23 protein-coding genes are annotated in these 18,410 nt (G+C 72.1%); 10 read left to right on the top strand and 13 right to left on the bottom strand.

Features of this window, described 5'->3' with window-relative positions:
* Positions 1–9: 9 nt before the first annotated feature.
* Entirely contained in the window at positions 10–681 is a 672-nt protein-coding gene (locus OP04_RS06845) for a DNA-binding response regulator (protein ID WP_051797217.1), read from the bottom strand.
* Positions 678–2,888 (bottom strand): sensor histidine kinase, encoded by a 2,211-nt coding sequence (locus OP04_RS06840; RefSeq protein ID WP_157239403.1) that lies wholly within the window; start codon positions 2,886–2,888, stop codon positions 678–680. Before OP04_RS06840 ends, OP04_RS06845 begins: the two co-directional genes overlap by 4 nt.
* A 122-nt stretch (positions 2,889–3,010) precedes the next feature.
* On the opposite strand from OP04_RS06840, the gene OP04_RS06835 reads away from it, so the two are divergent.
* Entirely contained in the window at positions 3,011–3,826 is an 816-nt protein-coding gene (locus tag OP04_RS06835) for a S1C family serine protease (protein WP_085066282.1), read from the top strand.
* A gap of 23 nt (positions 3,827–3,849) precedes the next feature.
* Complete coding sequence (locus OP04_RS49260; protein ID WP_051797216.1) at positions 3,850–4,428, top strand: hypothetical protein; 579 nt, start codon at positions 3,850–3,852, stop codon at positions 4,426–4,428.
* A gap of 132 nt (positions 4,429–4,560) precedes the next feature.
* On the opposite strand, the gene OP04_RS53045 is transcribed toward OP04_RS49260, so the two are convergent.
* From OP04_RS53045 to OP04_RS06815, 5 genes are all read right to left on the bottom strand, one after another.
* Positions 4,561–4,791 carry a hypothetical protein gene (locus OP04_RS53045; RefSeq protein WP_157239401.1) on the bottom strand — a complete coding sequence of 77 codons (231 nt, stop codon included), beginning with the start codon at positions 4,789–4,791 and terminating at the stop codon, positions 4,561–4,563.
* A 120-nt stretch (positions 4,792–4,911) separates the two neighbouring features.
* Positions 4,912–5,337, bottom strand: coding sequence for a hypothetical protein (locus tag OP04_RS53040; protein ID WP_157239399.1), 426 nt, complete (start codon positions 5,335–5,337; stop codon positions 4,912–4,914).
* A complete protein-coding gene (locus OP04_RS06825) occupies positions 5,250–5,780 on the bottom strand; it encodes a DUF1877 family protein (RefSeq protein ID WP_033338691.1) in 531 nt (176 codons plus the stop codon). Before OP04_RS06825 ends, OP04_RS53040 begins: the two co-directional genes overlap by 88 nt.
* A 73-nt stretch (positions 5,781–5,853) precedes the next feature.
* Positions 5,854–6,558: an ALF repeat-containing protein gene (locus OP04_RS06820; protein WP_033338690.1), complete on the bottom strand. Its 705-nt coding sequence runs from the start codon at positions 6,556–6,558 to the stop codon at positions 5,854–5,856.
* Positions 6,559–6,638: 80 nt separating this feature from the next.
* On the bottom strand, positions 6,639–7,289 hold the full coding sequence (locus tag OP04_RS06815; RefSeq protein WP_033338689.1) for a hypothetical protein: 651 nt from the start codon (positions 7,287–7,289) through the stop codon (positions 6,639–6,641).
* Positions 7,290–7,390: 101 nt separating this feature from the next.
* Here OP04_RS06815 and OP04_RS06810 point away from each other — a divergent pair, with 101 nt between their 5' ends.
* From OP04_RS06810 to OP04_RS49255, 3 genes are all read left to right on the top strand, one after another.
* On the top strand, positions 7,391–7,651 hold the full coding sequence (locus OP04_RS06810) for a hypothetical protein (protein WP_198153754.1): 261 nt from the start codon (positions 7,391–7,393) through the stop codon (positions 7,649–7,651).
* A gap of 68 nt (positions 7,652–7,719) precedes the next feature.
* Positions 7,720–8,526 carry an SAM-dependent methyltransferase gene (locus OP04_RS06805; protein WP_033338687.1) on the top strand — a complete coding sequence of 269 codons (807 nt, stop codon included), beginning with the start codon at positions 7,720–7,722 and terminating at the stop codon, positions 8,524–8,526.
* A gap of 79 nt (positions 8,527–8,605) precedes the next feature.
* Complete coding sequence (locus OP04_RS49255) at positions 8,606–9,217, top strand: NAD(P)H-binding protein (RefSeq protein ID WP_198153753.1); 612 nt, start codon at positions 8,606–8,608, stop codon at positions 9,215–9,217.
* 335 nt (positions 9,218–9,552) lie between these two features.
* On the opposite strand, the gene OP04_RS06795 is transcribed toward OP04_RS49255, so the two are convergent.
* The 4 genes from OP04_RS06795 to OP04_RS48375 form a co-directional block, all read right to left on the bottom strand.
* On the bottom strand, positions 9,553–10,122 hold the full coding sequence (locus tag OP04_RS06795; RefSeq protein WP_033338686.1) for a TetR/AcrR family transcriptional regulator: 570 nt from the start codon (positions 10,120–10,122) through the stop codon (positions 9,553–9,555).
* Positions 10,119–10,799 carry a DsbA family oxidoreductase gene (locus OP04_RS06790; RefSeq protein ID WP_051797213.1) on the bottom strand — a complete coding sequence of 227 codons (681 nt, stop codon included), beginning with the start codon at positions 10,797–10,799 and terminating at the stop codon, positions 10,119–10,121. The genes OP04_RS06795 and OP04_RS06790 overlap by 4 nt, the downstream gene beginning before the upstream one ends.
* 73 nt (positions 10,800–10,872) lie before the next feature.
* Entirely contained in the window at positions 10,873–11,016 is a 144-nt protein-coding gene (locus tag OP04_RS53035) for a hypothetical protein (protein WP_157239397.1), read from the bottom strand.
* A 52-nt stretch (positions 11,017–11,068) separates the two neighbouring features.
* Complete coding sequence (locus OP04_RS48375) at positions 11,069–12,007, bottom strand: Kelch repeat-containing protein (protein ID WP_198153752.1); 939 nt, start codon at positions 12,005–12,007, stop codon at positions 11,069–11,071.
* 106 nt (positions 12,008–12,113) lie between these two features.
* Between OP04_RS48375 and OP04_RS06780 the strand changes: the two genes are divergently transcribed.
* Entirely contained in the window at positions 12,114–12,971 is an 858-nt protein-coding gene (locus OP04_RS06780; protein WP_033338685.1) for a LysR family transcriptional regulator, read from the top strand.
* Between the two features lie 142 nt (positions 12,972–13,113).
* Here the strand turns inward: OP04_RS06780 and OP04_RS06775 are convergent, their stop codons facing one another.
* Both OP04_RS06775 and OP04_RS06770 read right to left on the bottom strand, forming a co-directional pair.
* Positions 13,114–14,271, bottom strand: a complete 1,158-nt coding sequence (locus tag OP04_RS06775; RefSeq protein ID WP_033338684.1) for a sensor histidine kinase — start codon at positions 14,269–14,271, stop codon at positions 13,114–13,116.
* Positions 14,268–14,924, bottom strand: coding sequence for a response regulator transcription factor (locus tag OP04_RS06770; RefSeq protein ID WP_033338683.1), 657 nt, complete (start codon positions 14,922–14,924; stop codon positions 14,268–14,270). Before OP04_RS06770 ends, OP04_RS06775 begins: the two co-directional genes overlap by 4 nt.
* Before the next feature lie 87 nt (positions 14,925–15,011).
* Here OP04_RS06770 and OP04_RS49250 point away from each other — a divergent pair, with 87 nt between their 5' ends.
* From OP04_RS49250 to OP04_RS06750, 4 genes are read left to right on the top strand one after another with little or no spacing between them, the layout of a single operon-like run.
* The gene (locus OP04_RS49250) at positions 15,012–15,506 is read left to right on the top strand and encodes a hypothetical protein (RefSeq protein ID WP_157239395.1); all 495 of its coding nucleotides are present in this window, start codon (positions 15,012–15,014) and stop codon (positions 15,504–15,506) included.
* The gene (locus OP04_RS06760; protein WP_157239393.1) at positions 15,503–16,516 is read left to right on the top strand and encodes a peptidoglycan-binding protein; all 1,014 of its coding nucleotides are present in this window, start codon (positions 15,503–15,505) and stop codon (positions 16,514–16,516) included. The genes OP04_RS49250 and OP04_RS06760 overlap by 4 nt, the downstream gene beginning before the upstream one ends.
* Positions 16,513–17,163 carry an ABC transporter ATP-binding protein gene (locus OP04_RS06755; RefSeq protein WP_033338682.1) on the top strand — a complete coding sequence of 217 codons (651 nt, stop codon included), beginning with the start codon at positions 16,513–16,515 and terminating at the stop codon, positions 17,161–17,163. Before OP04_RS06760 ends, OP04_RS06755 begins: the two co-directional genes overlap by 4 nt.
* Positions 17,164–17,174: 11 nt before the next feature.
* Positions 17,175–18,347 (top strand): ABC transporter permease, encoded by a 1,173-nt coding sequence (locus tag OP04_RS06750; protein ID WP_033339032.1) that lies wholly within the window; start codon positions 17,175–17,177, stop codon positions 18,345–18,347.
* The last annotated feature ends 63 nt before the right edge of the window (positions 18,348–18,410 follow it).

Raw genomic sequence — 18,410 nt, 5'->3', positions numbered from 1 at the left:
ACGGGCGCGCTACAGATCGTCCGTCGTGATCAGGCCGTCCTGGAGCGCACGTGCCACCAGGGCGGCCTTGGTCGGCGCCTCACGGCCCACGTTGGCGTACTTGATCCGCACCCGCTCCAGGCACGAGTTGACCCGGTGCACCGTGATCGTCAGGCGGCGCGCCACCATCTCCTTCGACTCCGAGTGGAACCACTCGATCAGCACCTGCTGCTCGCGCGGGGACAGCCGCGGCCGGTGCGAGCGCTCGTCCGTGCCGAACGCGCCGGACAGCGTCGGCGGAACATACGGCGCACTGGCCGCGGCCGCCTGGATCGCCGCGATCAGATGGTCCTCGCCCTCGGCCTTGGTCAGGAACGTGAACGCGCCGATGTCCAGCGCGGTCAGCGCGGTCTCCCGGTCCGCCCGCATCGTGTAGACGACCACCTGCCGTCCCGCGTCGACCAGGCGTTTCAGGTCGCCGAACGCGGGCCCGGTCGCGTCCAGCTGCAGGTCCAGCACCACGACGTCGGCCTGCGCGCCCGGGTCCGTCCAGGCGACCGCGACCGTCGGCCCGGCCGCGACCACCCGGATCGGCGGGTCGGCGAGCGCACACCAGGCGCGGACGCCGGCCACGACGACCGGATGGTCGTCCACGATCACCGCGGTGACGTCCGGCGCCTCGGGCCTGCGAAAGAGGTTCACTGATCTCCCTGCCAGGTTGCCTGTATCCAGAACCGGTCCCCGTCGGCCACCGTGGACCGCCGGACACCGTCCCGGTCCGGCGCGGGCGGCGGCTGCAAGCACGCGGCCACCACGCTCACCGTCACCGTCTCGCGGGTGCCGGTCACCGAGAGCCGGGCCCGGCCCTGCGCGGTCGCGAGCGCGGCGATGGCCGGCTCGATCAACCGCCTCCGGACCGGCGGCGTCAGCGCGGGGAACGTGCCGAACTCGGTGAACGACACCGCGACGCCGTTGCGCTCCGCCTCCTCGACGCAGGCCCGCAGCTCGTGGAAGAACAACCCGGTGTCCTCCGCCATCAGCCGGCGCATCCGGGCCGCCTCCGCCTCGCACGCGCTCCGCACCGACTCGTCACCAGGATCAAGACCACCGGAAGCCAGACCCTCCAGCAGCGGTACGGCCGTGGCCGCCAACGCCGCGAGCCGCCCGGTCCGGTCCTCGTGCAGGTGCCGGTCGACCGCCTCGGCCGTGCGCTCCCGCTCGGCCGCGTGCAGCGCCCGCGCGGACGACGCGGCCATGCCCCGCAGCACGGCCGCGATCATCGCGATCGCCAGCTGGTAGGTGAGCACGGCCCAGGTCGCGCTGATCGCGCCGGCCACGCTCAGCGCCGCGTCCCACGCCAGCGCCGCCTGCCCGAACGTCATGAGGTACTGCGCGAGCAGCACCACGGCGAAGACCGGCACGCGCGCGCCCATCATGAGCAGCACCAGCGGCCAGCCCGCATCGCCCTCGGACCAGTGCGCGGGGCCGAGCAGATATTCCGGCCGGACGGACCAGGTCGCCAGCGCGGCGAGCGCGAACACCAGCACGATCAGCGGCGTGCGCCACCGGCCGAGCGGACGGTCCCGCCAGGTGGCCGCGGCCACCACCAGCACCACCGCGACCAGGCCGGACCAGGTGACCAGCTGCGGCCAGAACTGCTCGTAGGAGGCGCGGCTGGCCAGCATCCGCGGCAGGTCGAGCAGCGTCAGGATCGCCAGGCTCATCACGATCACGGCCCAGCGCAGGCCCCGCTGGAACGAGGTGGCGATGACCTCACGGTCGCCGCTGTCCTCCGCGGGGGTGTCATGCCCCGCGGTCAGCGTGACCGTGGTGCCGTGGCCGGGGGTGCTGTCGATCCGTGCGCGGCCGCCGATCCTGGTCATGCGCTCGATCAGCGAGCGCGTCACCCCGTACCGCTGCGGGTTGATGCTGTTGATCTGGAAACCGCGTCCCTCGTCGGCGATCTCCACGGTGACCAGCGCGCCGTCCGCCCGGACCCGGATCTCCGCCCGATCGGTGCCGGCGTGCCGCGCCACGTTGGTCAGCGCCTCCCGGACACCGCGGCTCAGCGACACCGCGTCGGCCGACGGCAGGACCAGCACCTCGGGGGTACGCCAGGAGACGCGCACCTGCGTGTGCCCGGCCGCCTCGCGCAGCAGCGGGATCAGGTCCGTCGCACCCTGCGCCGCGTCCTCGGACCGGTGGATCTCCTGCAGGTCACGGCGCGCCTGCGCGGACAGCCACGGCTCCCGGCCGGCCACGATGCCGCTGCCGACCATGAGCAGCGTCGCCGCGGCCGTGTCGTGCAGCGCCGCCAGGTACTCCCGCTCGCCGGCCCGGCGCGCGCCCGCGATCTCCGCGGCCCGGCGCAGCTCCGCGGCCCGCGCGATGATCCGGTCCGAGGTGCGCGCGCCCCGCCGCACGAACCGGTACAGCCCCCACGACAGCGCCGCCTCCGCCGCGGTCCACGGCCCGAGCGTCTTGTCGACGAGCCAGCCGCCCGGGTCCGCGATCGTCGCGCCCACGTAGTAGACCGCGATGATCGTCAGCGTGGCGCCGGCCAGCGCGGGCCGGCCCAGCTGCCACGGGTAGGTGATCACGACCATGTTGATCGCGATGAGCACCCAGGTCGCGCCCGCGCGCGGATCAGGCGTGACGGTCCAGATCTGGGTCAGGCAGATCGCGCAGACGGCCGCGACATCCGCCACCGGCAGGGCTTTCGACCGCGTGCGCACCATCAACACCGCGTAGAGCACGCTCCAGGCGGTGAACGCGGCGATCACGAGGGCGGCGATCGCCCGGTCCGGCATCGGGGCCAGAGCGAGACTGACCGAACTGGACAGTCCGATCACGACGATCCGCAGCCCGAGCGCGTAGATCAGCCCCTGTTGAAGGAGCCTCTGCTCCACCGCACCCGGCACATGGTCATCGTATCGCCGCCGCGCACGATGGGGGTCGATCAACCATCACCGTTGCCGATCCGACGTCGATACGTTGCGAGGGCACGAGTGACACCACCGAAGGGGGAGGCATGGTGTACCCGGTCGCGCCGCCGCACCGGCCGCGCGCGTGGCGCCGGGTGAGCGCCGTGATCGCCACGATCACCCTGCTCACCCTGGTCGTGGTCGTCATCCTGCAGACGGTGCAGATCAGCCGGCTGCGCGACGACCTGACCCGGGCGCAGCGCGGTGCCGTGCAGACCGCGGACGGCACCGACCAGCGTCTGGACAGCGTGGACGGCCGGCTCACCGCGCTCGAGGAGCGCAGCGCCCAGATCTTCGACCCGGAGGCGGTCGCCACCGCGGTGCTGCCCAGCGTGTTCAAGGTGATCGCGGGCGACTTCACCGGCAGCGCGTTCGCGGTCGGCGCGGCCCCGGAGGACGGCAAGAGCAACGTCCTCACCGCGTACCACGTGATCGAGTCGGTCTGGAACACCGAGGACAAGACCGTCAAGCTGGAACGCGACGGCAAGCGCTACACCGCCACCATCACCAAGGTCGACGAGGCGCTGGACATCGCGCTCCTGGTGGTCGGCACCGCGTTCACCGGCCTGAGCACCGCCGCCGAACCACCCGCCTCCGGGGAGAACGTGCTGGTCGTCGGCGCGCCGCTCGGCCTCGCCCAGAGCATCACCTCCGGCGTGGTCAGCGCGGTCCGCGACCGGGACGACGGCCCCGGCACCATGATCCAGTTCGACGCGTCGGTCAACCCCGGTAACTCGGGCGGACCGGTCATCAACACCGGCAAGGAAGTCGTCGGCATCGCCGACGCGAAGGCGCGCGACGCCGAGGGAATCGGACTGGCCGTGCCGATCCAGGCCGCGTGCAAGGCCTTCCACGTCTGCTGACCGATATTGTGAATGGAGGATCCGTGTCATACCCGTCGTACGGACCGGAGGGCGCCCAGTACCGCCCGCCGGAGAATCCCGCGCCGGTCTACCCGCACGCCGTCCCGGCCCCCACCTCGGTGCCGCCCGCGACGACGCCCACGTCCGGCCCCCCGACCGTCCCCTTCACGGGCCCCTATCCGCCGGCTGCCCCGCCGCCCGCCGCCCCCTCGGCGCCGCTCGGGCGGAACGGCATGATCCTCGCCGTGCTGTGCGCCGTGCTGTTCACGCTCGCCGGCATCGGCTTCGGCCTCTACCTCAACGAGCGCGGAGAACTCGGCGACACCCGGACCGAACTGCAGGAACAGCGCGAGATCGTCACCCAGCGCGACGCGACCATCGCCGACGCGGAGAAACGCGCCACCGACCTCACCACCACCCTCGACACCACCAAGGACACCCTCGCCGAGACGACGGAGGAGCGCGACGCGCTGGTGCCGTGCATGCGGGGGACACAGGACATCTTCACGGCGCTCCGTGAGGACAACGACGACAAGCTGGGGCGTGCGTTGGATGCGGCCGAGGAGGCCTGCGGCAAGGCCGAGGCCAAGCTTGATTCCTGAGGTCGCGTTGTTGGGTCCGCACGTCTGAACGGGGGCGTGCGGACCGGCTCCAGGGCAGGATCCAACACCTTTCAGCTGCGCTGGACCCAGTTCCTCAGCTGCCGATCAGGTGTGACGTTTGTGCCAGAGAGCTCAGTAGGGTGGCGGTTCCTTGTCTACCGAGGTGCCTGGTGGCTCTTTCTTGAAGATGTACTTGACGTGTTTGCTGAGTGCGGGTTGTTCCCTCTCCTCGTCCGATCGCTGCCACCAGTTGTCGCCGTTGGTGCAGACAACGAGGCTTGCGTGTCCTCGTCGTCCGTTCTCGGAGACGCGGCGGTAGGTGAATGGTTCGAGCATCTCGCCGCCGACCATGAATTTGACCATGTCGCCATGGTGCAGTAGCTCGGTTGCGGCGGGGCTTGAACAGCAGGAATGGTGGCGAAGGGGGAGGGGCGAGCGGCTCGGCCGAGATGATCGTGTCCGGTTGCTTCGGCGAGGGACTGGTCAGGGCTTGTGGCCGATGACGCTGCGCAGGCCGACGGGGAGTGGATGGGTGGCGTCGTTGAAGGAGCTGCCGATTGTGGCGGTTACTCCGCGTTCGCGCAGGAGTGCGGGTATCGGTGAGGTGTCGATGAGGATGTTGCGGTGGTGCTCGTCCTCGCGGCGGTAGGTGCCGTCCTCGCCGCGAACGAAGGTGGTGAGGTCGCGGTCGAAACGGTCCGGCGTTGGTTGGCTGAATCTGGTGATGATGGCCCAGTCGTCGCCGATCCGGGCCCGCGCCGTGGCGTCCTGGCGGGTGGTGCCCCATTCGAGGTCGCAGAGGTCGACGGCCAGCCGCTGGCTCAGTCGAGCCAGCAGATCACGGCGTCGCCCTCCTTGGCGGCCATGGCGAAGAAGGTGCGGGCGTCGGGCAGGAAGTGGGTCACCCACGCCAGTTTGCCGGGTTGTTCCCAGCTGCCGGGGTAGATGTCGGCCTGGGCCAGCTCCGCCGGGTCGACACCGTGGACGAGATCCTCGTCGGTGAACGTGTCCAGCTGCGCGGCCGCGGCGGCCACCTGTTCCGGCGTCAGGTAGGCGGGCGGGCCGTACCCCCAGTGGTGTTCGAGGTTCTCCATGAAGTCGAGTATCTCGGGACTGTCCGGGTCGACATCCGGCAGCGCGACGAAGCTCTCCGCGCCCAGCACCAGCGGGATCTCGAACCCCAGCCGGTCCAGCAGGAAGTCAACCGCGTGCCAGGCCTGGGCCGTCCCGCTCCAACGCTCGGACCGGGCGTCACGTGCGGCTCGGGCCAGCTCAAGTCCCCAGCCCAGATCCTCGCTGACCCGTTCCCATTCGGCCGGCGTGACACGCAGCCAGTTGCCGTTGATGCTCACGCCGGCAGCCTAGACGCCGGCTACGACAACTCTGCGGTGGTCCCGCCCAGCTGTGCTGGGCGGGACCGGGCGGTTACGCCACGAAGCGGGAACGGCGGCGGCGTCCGAACAGGAAGCCGAGGCCGCCGAGGACCACGAGCACACCGCCGATGGCGGCGACGGTGGTGATGTCGACGCCGGTCTTGGGGAGCTCGCCGCCGCCCTCGCCACCGGGAACCGCGCTGGCGGAGGTGACCGGGGTCGGGGACACCGGGAAGCTGGGCGTCACGTCCGGCGTCGGCGTCGGCGAGGGCTGGGCCGCGCAGTCGAGCTCACGCGCGGCGTACAGGCCCTCGTTCAGGTAGGCCAGGTAGACGTCGGAACTTCCGCCGGCGAGCACCTTCTGCGCGGCCGCCTCCACGTTGGGGCCGGCGTCCGTCAGCGTCCGGGTCACCGTGACCCGCAGCGCCAGCGACCAGGCGTTCACCACGTCATTCTTGACGAACTCGCGCAGATCCTCCTCGGTACCGCCCAGCCGATTCTGGATCGCGTCGGGCAGCACCGGCAGCGACTCCGCGTTCGCCACGGCCAGGATCTGGTTGGCCAGGACCCGTACCTCCGAATCGGTGGCGGTGTCCAGGTCAATGGTGATGAGCTTGCGGACGTCCGAGTACACCTTGCGCTCGACCGTCTGGCAGCCCGCGTCAAGCCCCGGCTGTGCCGCCTGAGCCATCGCCGGTGCCGCCGGAATCAGAAAGGCCAGCGCCACCAGGACGCTCGCCGACATCTTCCATCGCATTTGGATCTTCCTCCCCGTGACAGACAAAAACGTGGGGAGCCTACTGCCACCGCGCAAGTGCGCCTGAGACGCGGAGGCTGCTACCGGGAAGGCGTGCGCGTCCAGGGGGCGTCCGGTGTGGTCCGGGAGGCGTTCTCGCCGGGGGCGAGGTCGAGTACGTCGAGCAGCGTGGGGTCGTGCCCGACGGCGTGGTGCAGGTGGGCGAGCTTGCCGGTGGCGGGGTCGGCGTCGCTCGCGCCGATCAGTTGCCAGAGGCCGTCGTCGGCGTCGTGGCTGACGTACAGAATCGGCTCGGTTTGCGCGAAGACCTCGCCGGTCTGGATGCTGGTCGTGCTCAGCAGCCAGTGCTTCATCCACTGCGCGCGCCGGTCGCGTTCCATGACGCGGTCCACCACCCACCAGACGAACGGCAGATCCTCATGCGCGCGGGCCTCGTTCGCGGTGAGGTCGGGGCCGCCTTCCGGAACGCGCGCGAACGGCTCGTCGGCGAGCTGGCAGGCGTAGCTGCCGCCGTTGTCGAAGACGATCGCGTGGAAGCTTGCGCCGTCCGGGTTCCCGGCCCCGATCCCGACGGTGAGCCGGGCGACGTGGCGCTCGGACCCCGTCGTCCAGCCGAACGCATACGAGGCGAGCTCACCGTGCGGCCCGACGAACTCCCCGAACGCGCGCCGTTCCGCACCCGCTTCGACCTGCACCTCGGTCAGCAGGCCCTCGATCACCTTCAGCTCCACGCGGCGAGACTACCGGGGCAGAATGGGCCTCCAGCATGATTCCACCGGAGAGGGCCCTTGCAGCCGTGTCGGAGAAGTCGGAGCGACGAGCAGCGCGTGAGATGGTGGCGGCGTATCACGAGGCCGAGCTGGTCGCGCTGGTCGACCGCGTTGGCGAGGCTGTCGATAGGTATCGGGCCGATGAGATCGATGCCTTTGACGTCGACCGCGCTCTGTTCCAGTATTCGCGAGCGGCGAAGGAGCTGTGGAAGTTCTGCAACGACGGTCAGGTGGAGCTGGCGGCAATGGTGATCAGCGAGCGGCCGCCGCACGACTGGTGGGAGCGCGGCGCGCCGAGAGAGCGGCCACGGCCGGCGTTGTAGCTACCGGCGCGAAGACCTGACCGTGCCCCACTTGCGCCGGTGGGGCTCTGGTGGGGAAGAATGCGAGGATGACCGAGGACGAGGACTTTCTCCTGGAGTCCAAAATGGACAGTACGGTTCCGCACTCGGCGCGGATCTGGAACTACTGGCTGGGCGGCAAGGACAACTTCGAGGCCGACCGGGCCGCCGGAGATGTGGTGATCGCCCACATTCCGGACATTCCGATCGGGGCGAAGTCCGAGCGTGCGTTTCTCAAGCGCGCGGTCAGCTTCCTCGTCAACGACGCGGGCATCCGCCAGTTCCTCGATGTCGGCACCGGGCTCCCGTCGGCGGACAACACGCACGAGGTGGCGCAGTCGCTCGACCCGGCCTGCCGGGTGCTCTACGTGGACAATGACCCGCTGGTCATGGCGCATGCGCGGGCGCTGCTGACCAGCACGCCGGAGGGCGCCTGCGGGTACGTCGAGGCGGACCTGCGCGACCCGGAGACGATCCTGGAGTCCGCGCGTCAGACGCTCGACTTCTCGCAGCCGATCGGGCTCATGCTGCTCGGCGTGGTCAACCACATCATGGACGACGACGTGGCGTACGGGTCCGTCGCGCGGCTGGTGCAGGCCATGCCGGCCGGCAGCTACCTCGTGCTCACCCACTCCACCGCCGAGATCCACGGCGAACCCATGCTGCGGGCGATGAGGGAAACCACAGAGCGCGGGGGTACGCCGATCCGCGCGCGGACCCGGGTCGAGCTCGAAGGCTTCTTCGACGGTCTGGACCTGCTCGAGCCCGGCGTCGTCACCTGCTCCCGGTGGCGTCCCGCACCGGACTCCGCCGAGCCGGAGGTCTACCTCTTCGGCGGCGTCGCCCGCATCGGCTGATTCACGAGAAGCAGGCTTTCGTCGTACCCCCGGGAGCTTGTGCATTGGCTCTTCCGGGGGACCGATGAGAGGAGTGGCCGTGCGGGTGGTGCTGACCGGGGCGAGCGGGTTCATCGGGTCGGAGGTGCTGCGGCAGCTGGTCGCGCGGCCGGACGTCACCGGCGTCACCTGCCTGGTGCGGCGGCCGCTGACCGAGGTGACCGCGGGCAAGGTCGACGTGGTCGTGGTGGAGGACTTCGGCCGGTACGACCGGGATTTCGCGGGGCATGACGCGGCGATCTGGGCGATGGGCAGCAGGTTCGCGCCCGGCGGGGACGCAGCGCTGCACGAGCGGCTGACGGTGGACTATCCGGTGCGGTTCGCGGAGGCGGTGGCGGGGCGGCCGTTCCGGTTCTGCTATGTGAGCGCGTGGGGGTCGAGCCCGGACGGTACGCCGCGGATCCTCGGGGCGGCGTCGGCGGTGAAGGGGCGCGCGGAGAAGGCGTTGCGTGAGCTGGAGGCGCGGCAGGACGGGCTGGCGGTGTACTGCTTCCGGCCGGGACTGGTGCAGCGGGCCGGGACGAGGTCGCGGCTCGGGCCGCTGTCGGTCGGTGTGGACGTGCTGGCGGGCGCGATGATCCACGTGGCGGTGGACGGGCCACGGGACGCGCCCCCGGTGTTCTCGAACGCGCGGATGAAGGCGGCCGTGTAGATCACGTCCGCTACCGTGACGGCCACCTTCCTGAGGAGACGGGGCCGGAAACATGGGGGAATGGCTGCTGCGCATCATCAGCAACCGCTTCGTCGCGGTGCTGCTCGGGCTGCTGTTCCTGGCGCTGAGCGCGTCGGAGTTCCTGGATCCGCGGACCTACTGCGTCGAGGCGCCGATCCAGCCCGGCGACGAATGCTTCAGGCACACCCGGGGCAACGGCACCGAGCTGCGCACCTACGACCAGATCCGGACGGAGGAGACCGTCACGACCGTCATCAGCGGCCTGGTCGGCCTGGGATTCCTGGGTTACGGCGTGCACAGGTTCACGGACAGGACTAGACCGACCGGAGCCCGCGTAACAAGAAGTCCAGCCGGCGGTGGTAATCCTCGCGGGTCTGGCGGTCGCAGGCGCGGACGATCACGCCGCGGTCGAGGATCAAATGGATCAGGTCGTCGGCGGTCACGTCGTCGCGGATGACGCCGGCCGCCTGCGCGTCCCGCAGCAACTGCCGGCCGAACGCGCACGACCGGTCGAACAGCGTGGTCATCGGCTCGGACTCGGGCAGCACGCGCATCAGCACGTCGTTCGCGGCCGGCTCGTCGAACTGCAGGAGCCAGGTGCGCAGCAGGTACTGCTCGAAGCGCGGCAGCGGGCCGTCGAGCGCGTCCACCGCCTCGATGATCTCGGCGAGGCGCGCCGCGACCAGGTCGTCCACCACGGCGTCGATCAGGCCGCGGCGGCTGCCGAACCGATGGTAGATCGTGCCCTTGCTGACCCCGGCGGCCCTGGCCACCTCGTCGAGCGGGGTGGTCAGGCCGCCGGTGCGGAACACGTCCAGCGCCGCGCGGCGGATGCCCTCGGTGTTCCGCCGGGCGTCCGCGCGCAGTCGCTGTTCCTCGGTCATGCGGGCTGGGCGGCCCGGTCCTGCCGGATCAGGTCCAGCGCGCGGCGGAACGTCTCGATCGGCTGCGCGCCGGACACGGCCCGCCGGTTGTCGAAGACGAAGAACGGCACACCGCTGATGCCCAGCTGACGGGCCTGGGCGATGTCGGCGCGGATGTCCTTCTCGTACCCGCCGGTCTCCAGGACCGTGACCGCCTCGGCCCGGTCCAGCCCCAGCTCGGCCGCGAGATCGGCGAGGACCGCGTGGTCGGCCAGGTTGAGCGTCTCGGTGAACTCGGCCCGGAACAGCCGCTTGACCATGGCGGACTCCTGGCCGTGCGCCTTCGCCAGATGGATCATCCGGTGCGCGTCCAGCGTGTTGACCATGAGGACATTGTCAAAACGATAGTCCAGACCGGAACGGGCGCCCCGCTCGGTCAGGTGCGCGTGCGACGCCTCGATCTGCTCCTTGGGCAGGTGCACCTGCGCGGCGAGGTAGTCGTCCGCGCGGATCGACTGCCCCACCTTCATGCCCGGGTTGAGCTGGAAGCTGTGGTAGCGGATCTCGACGCCGTACGGGAACTGCGCCACGGACTCCTCGAGCACGGCGTGACCGAGGTAGCAGAACGGGCAGACGACGTCGCTCCAGACGTCGATCACGATCGGCTCGGCGGCACGACCGAAGACACTGGTGCTCATGCCACCTCCTCCGCTTCGCTCCCCCGTCGGCCTGAGTTCAGGCGCCGAGTTGATGATTCGCTCGCAAGCTCGCTCATGCGCACCATCCGTCCGTGGTGCAGACGCCGGCGTCGTCCACCGGCTCCAGGAAGATCAGCGGCGAGGGGGCCGGCACCGGTGTGTCGGAGACCTGGTCATCGGTCTCGTCGATCGTCGGTTCGGCGGTACTTGACTGCATGGTCAAGAAGCTAGCGCAACTTGACCGTACCGACAAGATGTCCTCGCACACGTCAGAGCCGCAGCTCCAGCAGGTCCGTCGTGGCGCCACCGCCGCAGGTGGGAGCGCCGCCGGCCAGGAACACGCGCCCGTCGACCCGGGCCGCGCCGAACCCGTGCCGTCCGCCGTGCGGCAGCGGCGCGATCGCGGTCCATCGGTCCGCCTGCGGGTCGTAGATCGTGGCGTCGGCGAACGTGCCGCCGTCGGACGAGCACTCGCCGCCGGCGTAGAGGAGTCGGCCGTCACCGAGCGCGACCGCGGCGCCGGCGGATCGCGGGGCGGGCAGCGGTGCGGCCGTGGTCCAGGTGTCCGTGCGCGGGTCGTAGACGTCGTGGCGGGTCAGGTTCTGGTCGATGTCGTCGATGCGGCCGCCGATGAGGTGCACGCGGTTACCGTCGGTGACGGCTGCGATGTGGTCGCGGGACTCGCCGGGGATCGGCTCGGTTGCCGACCAGGTGCGCTTTTCAAGATCAAATATCAGGTGGGTACGGACGGTGCCGAACCCCATCTCGAACGGCAGGCCCGGCAGCGGCACGGTGCGGCGGGAATCCCGTCCGCCGAAGACGTGCAGCTTGCCGTCGACGACGGCGGTGGCGGGGGAGCCGAGGCGATGCGGCATGTCCGGGAGCGGGGTCCACGCGTTCGCGCGCGGGTCGTACTCGAAGACGACCGCCTGGGGGTGCATGTGCACCGGCGCGGTGAAGCCGCCGACCGCGTAGAGGCGGGTGTCGCTCGCGGCCACGCCGACGTGGGTGAGGGGTGCGGGCAGAGGAGCGATGTCAGACCATTCGCCGGTACGGGGTGAGAAGGCGATCACGGTGGTGGTGGCCCAGACGGGCTCGGCGCCGGGGCGTTGCTCGGTGCCCCCGATGATGTAGAGGCGGCCGTCGAGGGTGGCGGCGCCCACCTCGGCGCGGGCGGACGGCATCGGCGCTCTGTCGTACCATGTCATGATTTTTCTCCTTGAAGGTGTGCACCTCCGAGCCTGGCCGAGCGGGTGCGCGCGCGTCCAAGACCGATCCCGACCGCGCCATACCGGCCGGGTATCGTCGCCGGTGATGGACCTTCGTGTGCTGCGCTATTTCGTGGCCGTCGCCGAGGAGCGGCACTTCGGCCGGGCCGCGACCCGGCTGCACATGACCCAGCCGCCACTCAGCCGCGCGATCAAACAGCTCGAGGCGGACCTGGGCGTGCCATTGCTGCACCGCTCACCCGCCGGTGTCGACCTCACCCCCGCCGGCCGCACCCTCCACACCGAGGCCGTCGCGCTGCTCGCCGCCGCCGACCTGCTGCGCGCCCGCGTCGCCGAGGCCGCCGACGTCACGCTCACCATCGGCGCGCTCGGCGACGACGGCGACGCCACCACCCGCCTCGCCGAAGCCTTCCGCCTCCGCCACCCCGGCATCCCCATCCGCTTCCGCGAGGCCGACTTCACCGATCCGACCGCGGGCCTGCGCAGCGGCGTGGCCGACGTGGCGCTGACCCGCCTGCCGTTCGACACCCGCGGCCTCGGCACACGCGTGCTGCGCGAGGACCCGGTCGGCGTGGTGCTGCGCGTCGGGGACCCGCTCGCGGGCCGCGGACCGCTGCGGCTCGCGGACCTGGCCGGGCGCGCGTGGTTCCAGCTGCCCGACGGCGTCGACCCGATCTGGCGCACCTACTGGAACGGCACGGTGCCGGTCGGCGGGCGTCCCGCCGGCCCGGTGGTCCGGACGGTCAGCGAGTGCGTGCAGGCCGTGCTGTGGAACGGGATGGTCGGCATCGCACCGATGACGCACGTCCTGCCGGACGGTCTGGTGTGGTCGGAGCTGAGCGACATGCCGCCGAGCCCGCTGGTGGTGGCGTGGTCGGCGGCGCGGGTGACGCCGCTGGTGCGGTCGTTCACGCGGATCGCGCTCGAGACGTATCGGGGCTGAGTTCCCTCGCCGACGACATCTCGGACGACCCGCACGGCCGGGCGACGACGGCGATACCCGCTTGTCCACGCTGTCACGCGACGTCGTGAGACCCGGCCGTCACCGTGCTCCGCATCGTGCCCGCGCAGCGGCGAGGAACGAGTCAGGTCGGCAGGCGGAGGGTGATGAGGAGGCCGCCGTCCGGGCGAGGGGTGGCGGTCCAGGAGCCGTTGTGGGCGGTGGTGATGGCGTCGACGATGGCGAGGCCGAGGCCGGAACCGTCGGTGGTGCGTGCGGCGCCGCGGCGGAACGGCTGGTGGAGGGTGGGGACGCTGTCGGCGGGGACGTGCGGGCCGGTGTTCGCGACCTCGAGGACGGCGGCGCCGGCCTCGGCACGGGTGGTGACCCAGACCGTGCCGCCCGGGACGTTGTGGCGGACCGCGTTCTCCAGCAGGTTGCGGATCAGCAGGCCGGCGAGCACGGGGTCGGCCGTGGTCACGGCCGGCGCGAGATCCGTGCGGAGCATCGGGGCCGGGACCGTGCGGGCACATTCGGCGGCGATCTCGGCCAGGTCGAGAGCGCCGGGCGCCGGCGGCCGGTGCAGGCGGGCGAGCGTGAGCAGGCTGGCGAGGAGCCGTTCGCTGCGGTGGGCGGCGGTGACGACGGTGTCCAGCGTGGCGCGGTACTCGGCCTCGGTGCGGTGCGGGCGGGAGAGCGCGCGTTCGGCGGCGGCCTGGATGATGGTCAGGGGCGTGCGCAGCTCGTGCGAGGCGTTGGCCGCGAAGAGCTTCTGCGCCTGGAAGGCGGCCCCGAGCCGGTCGAGCATGGTGTTGAACGTGTCGGCCAGCGTGGACAGCTCGTCGCGCGGGCCGGTGGCGGTGATGCGTTCCGACAGCGTCTCGTGCGAGAGGCGGTCGGCGAGCTCGGTGATGGCACGGAGCGGGCGCAGGGCGTGGCTGGCGACGAGCCAGCAGAGCAGCAGCGCGAGTACGGCCGTGATCGCGAACACGATGCCGGACTGCAGCAGGATCGCGTGCAGGGAGTCGGAGCGGGCCTGGCCGATGGCCTGGTAGACGTGCGGCGCCCAGTCCCCGTCGGCGGGCTGCCCCGCCACGCCGGGGACGACGGCCGGGAGCGGTGCGTCCGGGGCCACGGCGAGGGAACCGACCGTGGCCATCACATCGGCGTCGGCGGAGAACAGTGAGCGGCGGGCCAGCAGGTAGACCACGGTGAGCAGGACGCCGCCGGTGATCGCGGAGACGGCCGCGTAGGCGAGCGTCAGCCGGGTGCGGATGGAGAGCCGGTAGGCGCGCACGGTCACGGCAGCCGGTAGCCGCGGCCGATGACGGTCACGATCGGGTCGGGTTCGCCGAGCTTCTGCCGCAGCGTCTTCAGCGTGGTGCGGACCGCGCCGGTGAACGGGTCGGCGTGCTCGTCCCAGACGGTGTCGAGCAGGCGTTCCGCGCTGATCAGCTCGCCGTCGGCCCGCAGCAGCGCGGTCAGCACGCCGAACTCCTTGCGGGTCAGCTGGACGGAACGGTCGCCGCGGCGTACCTCGTGCCGGCCGACGTCCACGGTGATCCCGGCCCGGCGCAGCACGGTCGGTTGCCGCACCTCGCCGCGTCGTCCGAGCGCGGTGACGCGCGCGACCAGCTCGATGAACGCGAACGGTTTCGGCAGGTAGTCGTCCGCGCCGAGGGCCAGGCCCTCGACGCGGCTCTCGACCGCGCCGTCCGCGGTGAGCATCAGCACCCGCGCGGTCGAGCCGGTGCGGACCAGCGCGCGGCACACGTCGTCGCCGTGCAGGACGGGCAGGTCGCGGTCGAGCACGATGACGTCCGGGGCGATCTGGGCGGCGCGTTCCAGCGCCTCGGCACCGTCGCGGGTCACGTCGACGACCAGGTCGTGCTCGCGCAGCCCCTCCGCGATGATCTCCGCCAACGTCGCGTCGTCCTCCACCACCAGCACCCGCATGAGGACCGATTGTGCACGGGCGATGTGGCATTCGTGTGTGGCGGCGGGACACGGGGACGCCACGGGCCGACCGGCACGGTGGCGGTCATGAAGAAGCGAGTACTCGTACTGCTGCTGGCCCTTGCCCTGAGTGGTTGTGGCACCGAGGAAACAGGGCAGAAGACCGAGAGCGACCATGACCGCCGGCTGGCGTTCGCGCAGTGCATGCGGGACAACGGCGTGCCCGGCTTCGAGGATCCGAAGCCGGCCGACGGCGGTGGCGTGGCGGCGGCACAACCGGCGTCCCCGGACGATCCGGCGTTCGCCGCGGCCGCGGAGAAGTGCGCGCCGCTGCTGCCGAACGGCGGTGAGCCGGAGCCGCTGTCCGCGGAGGAGCGTGCGTCCGCGCTGACGTTCGCCGCCTGCATGCGCGAGAACGGCATCGGCGACTACCCGGACCCGGGTGCGGACGGCCGCCCCGGCGACTTCCCGCTGCCCGAGCCGGAGGACCCCGGCTACGAGGAGACGATGGAGCGGTACACCACGGCCACCGAGGCGTGCGGCGTGCCGGCCGGTGCGATCCCCGCGGCCCCGGGCAGATGAGCCGCACCCGTCGATGGATCCTGGCGACCGGCGTGCTCGTCGGCGCCGGTGCGGGCGTGGCGCGCCTGGTCCGCACCGGGCGGCCCCGCGAGGAGGTCCCGGAGGCGCCGCGCGCGACGGCCGAGGTCCAGAGCACCACGCTGGTCGAAGGGCAGACCTTCAAGGGCCGGATACGGTACGCCGAGGCGCCTGCGCTCCTCGGCCGGCTGACCGGCACGGTGACGTCGCTGCCGCGCGTGGGCACGATCCTGAAGGCCGGCGACGAGGCCTACCGCGTCGACAACGTGCCGGTGATCCTGATGACCGGTGCCACGCCCGCGTTCCGGGAGATGTCACCGGGTCTCAGCGGCCCGGACGTCATCCAGTTGGAGCGCACGCTGGCCGCGCTCGGCCACACCGGCTTCACCGCGGACGGCGTCTACCGGTACTCCACCGCGGACGCGGTGCGCGCCTGGCAGAAGCGCCTGGGGGTGGCGCAGACCGGCACGGTCCCGCTCGGCCACGTCATCTTCACCACCGCGGAGGTACGCGTGGGCGAGCACCGGGTTCGGGTCGGCGAGCAGGCCGGCACGGAGCCGCTGTACGAGGCGACCAGCACGGAACGCCGCGTGGTCGTCGCGATGGATCCGAAGCACCTGCGGCTGGCCCCGGTCGACGGCCCGGCCACGGTGGTGCTGGCGGACGGCCGGGAGATCCCCGGCACCGTGGCCGCCGTGGCCAAGCCCACCGAGGCGGGCAAGGACGCGACCGTGACCGTGAAGATCGCGGACCAGTCGCTGCCGGACGGCGACCCGGCCGACGTGCGGCTGGTCGTCCGGGAGCGGCCGGACGTGCTGGCCGTGCCGGTGGTGGCGCTGCTGGCGCTGGACGGCGACCGGTACGGCGTGGAGGTCGTCGACGGCGCCACGGTCACGCTGCTGCCGGTCGAGGTCGGGCTGTTCACGGACGGCAAGGTCGAGGTCCGTGCGGCCGGGCTGACCGCGGGCATGCGGGTGAGCGTGCCGTCATGATCGAGCTGCGTGACGTGGTCAAGTCCTACGGCGCGGTGACCGCGCTGGCCGGTGTCACGGTCCGCGTCGAGCCCGGCGAGCTGGTCGCGATCGTCGGCCCGTCCGGGTCCGGCAAGTCGACGATGCTGCACCTGGCCGGCACGTTGGACCGGCCCACCAGCGGCAGTGTGCGCGTGGCCGGCCACGAGGTGTCCGCGCTGTCCGACCGCGGGTTGTCCGCGCTGCGCGCCCAGCGGATCGGGTTCGTGTTCCAGCAGTTCCACCTCGCGCCCGGCGTGACCGTGCGGGACAACGTGGCGGACGGCCTGCTCTACACGGGCGTGGCGAGGCGGGAGCGGCGGGCGCGGGCGGCCGAGGCGCTGGACGGCGTCGGTCTCGGGCATCGGCTGACGCACCGGCCGCACGAGCTGTCCGGCGGCGAGCGGCAGCGGGTGGCGATCGCCCGTGCGGTCGCGGGCCGGCCGTCGCTGCTGCTGGCGGACGAGCCGACCGGGAACCTGGACACCGCGTCCGGCGCGGAGGTGATGCGGCTGCTGCGGGCGCTGCACGACGACGGCACCACCGTCGTGATCATCACGCACGACCGGGAGCTGGCCGCCGGCCTGCCCCGGACGATCGCGATGCGCGACGGGCGGGTGGCCGCGTGAGGCCGGCCCGGATGCCGCCGGCGGACGTGGCCCGGGTGGGCGCGGCCGGCCTGGTCACCCGGCCGTTGCGCGCGGTCCTGGCCGCGGCCGGCATCGCGATCGGCGTGGCCGCGATGGTGGCGGTGGTCGGCATCTCCGCGTCCAGCCGCGCGGGCGTGGAGCGGGAGCTGGCCGCGATCGGCACGAACCTGCTCACGGCCGCGCCGGGCCGGACGTTCACCGGGGAGGCGGCCCGGCTGCCGGACGAGGCGGTCGAGATGGCCGGGCGCCTGGACGGCGTCACCGGCGCGTCCGCGACCGGGCGGCTGGACCTGGGCGTCTACCGCTCGGACCTGATCCCGGCGGGGGAGACGAACGGGATCGGCGTGCTGGCCGTGCGCCCGGACCTGCTCGGGCCGGTCGGTGCCAGGCCGGCGGACGGCGCCTGGCTCAACGAGGTGACGCGGCAGGGCCCGGCGCTGGTGCTCGGCGCGGAGGCGGCCCGGCTGCTCGGCGTGCACCGGGCGTCCGCGGACGTACGGCTGTGGCTCGGGAACCAGTGGTTCGTCGTGGTCGGCGTGCTCGCGCCGGCTCCGCTCGCGCCGGAGCTGGACACCGCGGTCCTGGTCGGCTGGGAGGCCGCGCGGTCGCTGCTGGGCTTCGACGGCGGCATCGGCACGGTCTACGTCCGCACCGACCCGGACCGGGTCGCGGACGTGCGCGCGCTGCTGGCCCGCACGGTCTCGCCGGCCCATCCGAACGAGGTGCTGGTGGAGCGCCCGTCCGACGCGCTGCTGGCCCAGGAGGTGACCGACCGTGCGCTGACCGGGCTGCTGCTCGGGCTCGGTGCGGTCGCGCTGCTGGTCGGCGGCGTCGGCGTGGCGAACACGATGATCGTGTCCGTGCTGGAACGCCGCGCCGAGGTCGGGCTGCGCCGCGCGCTCGGCGCCACCCGTGCGCAGATCCGCACCCAGTTCCTCGCGGAGTCGCTGCTGCTGTCCGCGCTGGGCGGCACGGCCGGGATCCTCACCGGCGCGGTGGTGACCTGGGGGTACGCGTGGTCGCGCGGCTGGCCACCGGCCGTGCCGGGCTGGGCGCAGGCGGCCGGGCTCGCGGTCACCGTGCTGATCGGCGGCATCGCCGGGCTGTATCCGGCGGTCCGCGCCGCCCGCCTGCCACCCACCGAGGCGCTCGCCGCACCCTGACGAGGCGCCCGCCGCGCCTCAGGGCGTCCCCCATGTTGTTGGAGCAGCATGGGGGACGCCCTG

Origin of the sequence: Catenuloplanes japonicus, from assembly GCF_000717135.1 — a bacterium.
Classification (GTDB): Bacteria; Actinomycetota; Actinomycetes; order Mycobacteriales; family Micromonosporaceae; genus Catenuloplanes; species Catenuloplanes japonicus.
The sequence above is the reverse complement of the archived record's forward strand: the minus strand, read 5'-3'. Positions and strand labels throughout refer to the sequence as shown.

Excerpts from the sequence above, each read along its gene's own strand:
- OP04_RS49250 (WP_157239395.1), top strand. The coding sequence starts at position 15,012 with ATGAAGAAGCGAGTACTCGTACTGCTGCTGGCCCTTGCCCTGAGTGGT.
- OP04_RS06820 (WP_033338690.1), bottom strand. The coding sequence starts at position 6,558 with ATGCGATGGAAGATGTCGGCGAGCGTCCTGGTGGCGCTGGCCTTTCTG.
- OP04_RS06805 (WP_033338687.1), top strand. The coding sequence starts at position 7,720 with ATGACCGAGGACGAGGACTTTCTCCTGGAGTCCAAAATGGACAGTACG.
- OP04_RS06790 (WP_051797213.1), bottom strand. The coding sequence starts at position 10,799 with ATGAGCACCAGTGTCTTCGGTCGTGCCGCCGAGCCGATCGTGATCGAC.
- OP04_RS53045 (WP_157239401.1), bottom strand. The coding sequence starts at position 4,791 with ATGGTCAAATTCATGGTCGGCGGCGAGATGCTCGAACCATTCACCTAC.
- OP04_RS48375 (WP_198153752.1), bottom strand. The coding sequence starts at position 12,007 with ATGACATGGTACGACAGAGCGCCGATGCCGTCCGCCCGCGCCGAGGTG.
- OP04_RS06750 (WP_033339032.1), top strand. The coding sequence starts at position 17,175 with ATGCCGCCGGCGGACGTGGCCCGGGTGGGCGCGGCCGGCCTGGTCACC.
- OP04_RS06755 (WP_033338682.1), top strand. The coding sequence starts at position 16,513 with ATGATCGAGCTGCGTGACGTGGTCAAGTCCTACGGCGCGGTGACCGCG.
- OP04_RS06770 (WP_033338683.1), bottom strand. The coding sequence starts at position 14,924 with ATGCGGGTGCTGGTGGTGGAGGACGACGCGACGTTGGCGGAGATCATC.
- OP04_RS53035 (WP_157239397.1), bottom strand. The coding sequence starts at position 11,016 with ATGCAGTCAAGTACCGCCGAACCGACGATCGACGAGACCGATGACCAG.
- OP04_RS06780 (WP_033338685.1), top strand. The coding sequence starts at position 12,114 with ATGGACCTTCGTGTGCTGCGCTATTTCGTGGCCGTCGCCGAGGAGCGG.
- OP04_RS06795 (WP_033338686.1), bottom strand. The coding sequence starts at position 10,122 with ATGACCGAGGAACAGCGACTGCGCGCGGACGCCCGGCGGAACACCGAG.
- OP04_RS06835 (WP_085066282.1), top strand. The coding sequence starts at position 3,011 with ATGGTGTACCCGGTCGCGCCGCCGCACCGGCCGCGCGCGTGGCGCCGG.
- OP04_RS06810 (WP_198153754.1), top strand. The coding sequence starts at position 7,391 with ATGGTGGCGGCGTATCACGAGGCCGAGCTGGTCGCGCTGGTCGACCGC.
- OP04_RS06760 (WP_157239393.1), top strand. The coding sequence starts at position 15,503 with ATGAGCCGCACCCGTCGATGGATCCTGGCGACCGGCGTGCTCGTCGGC.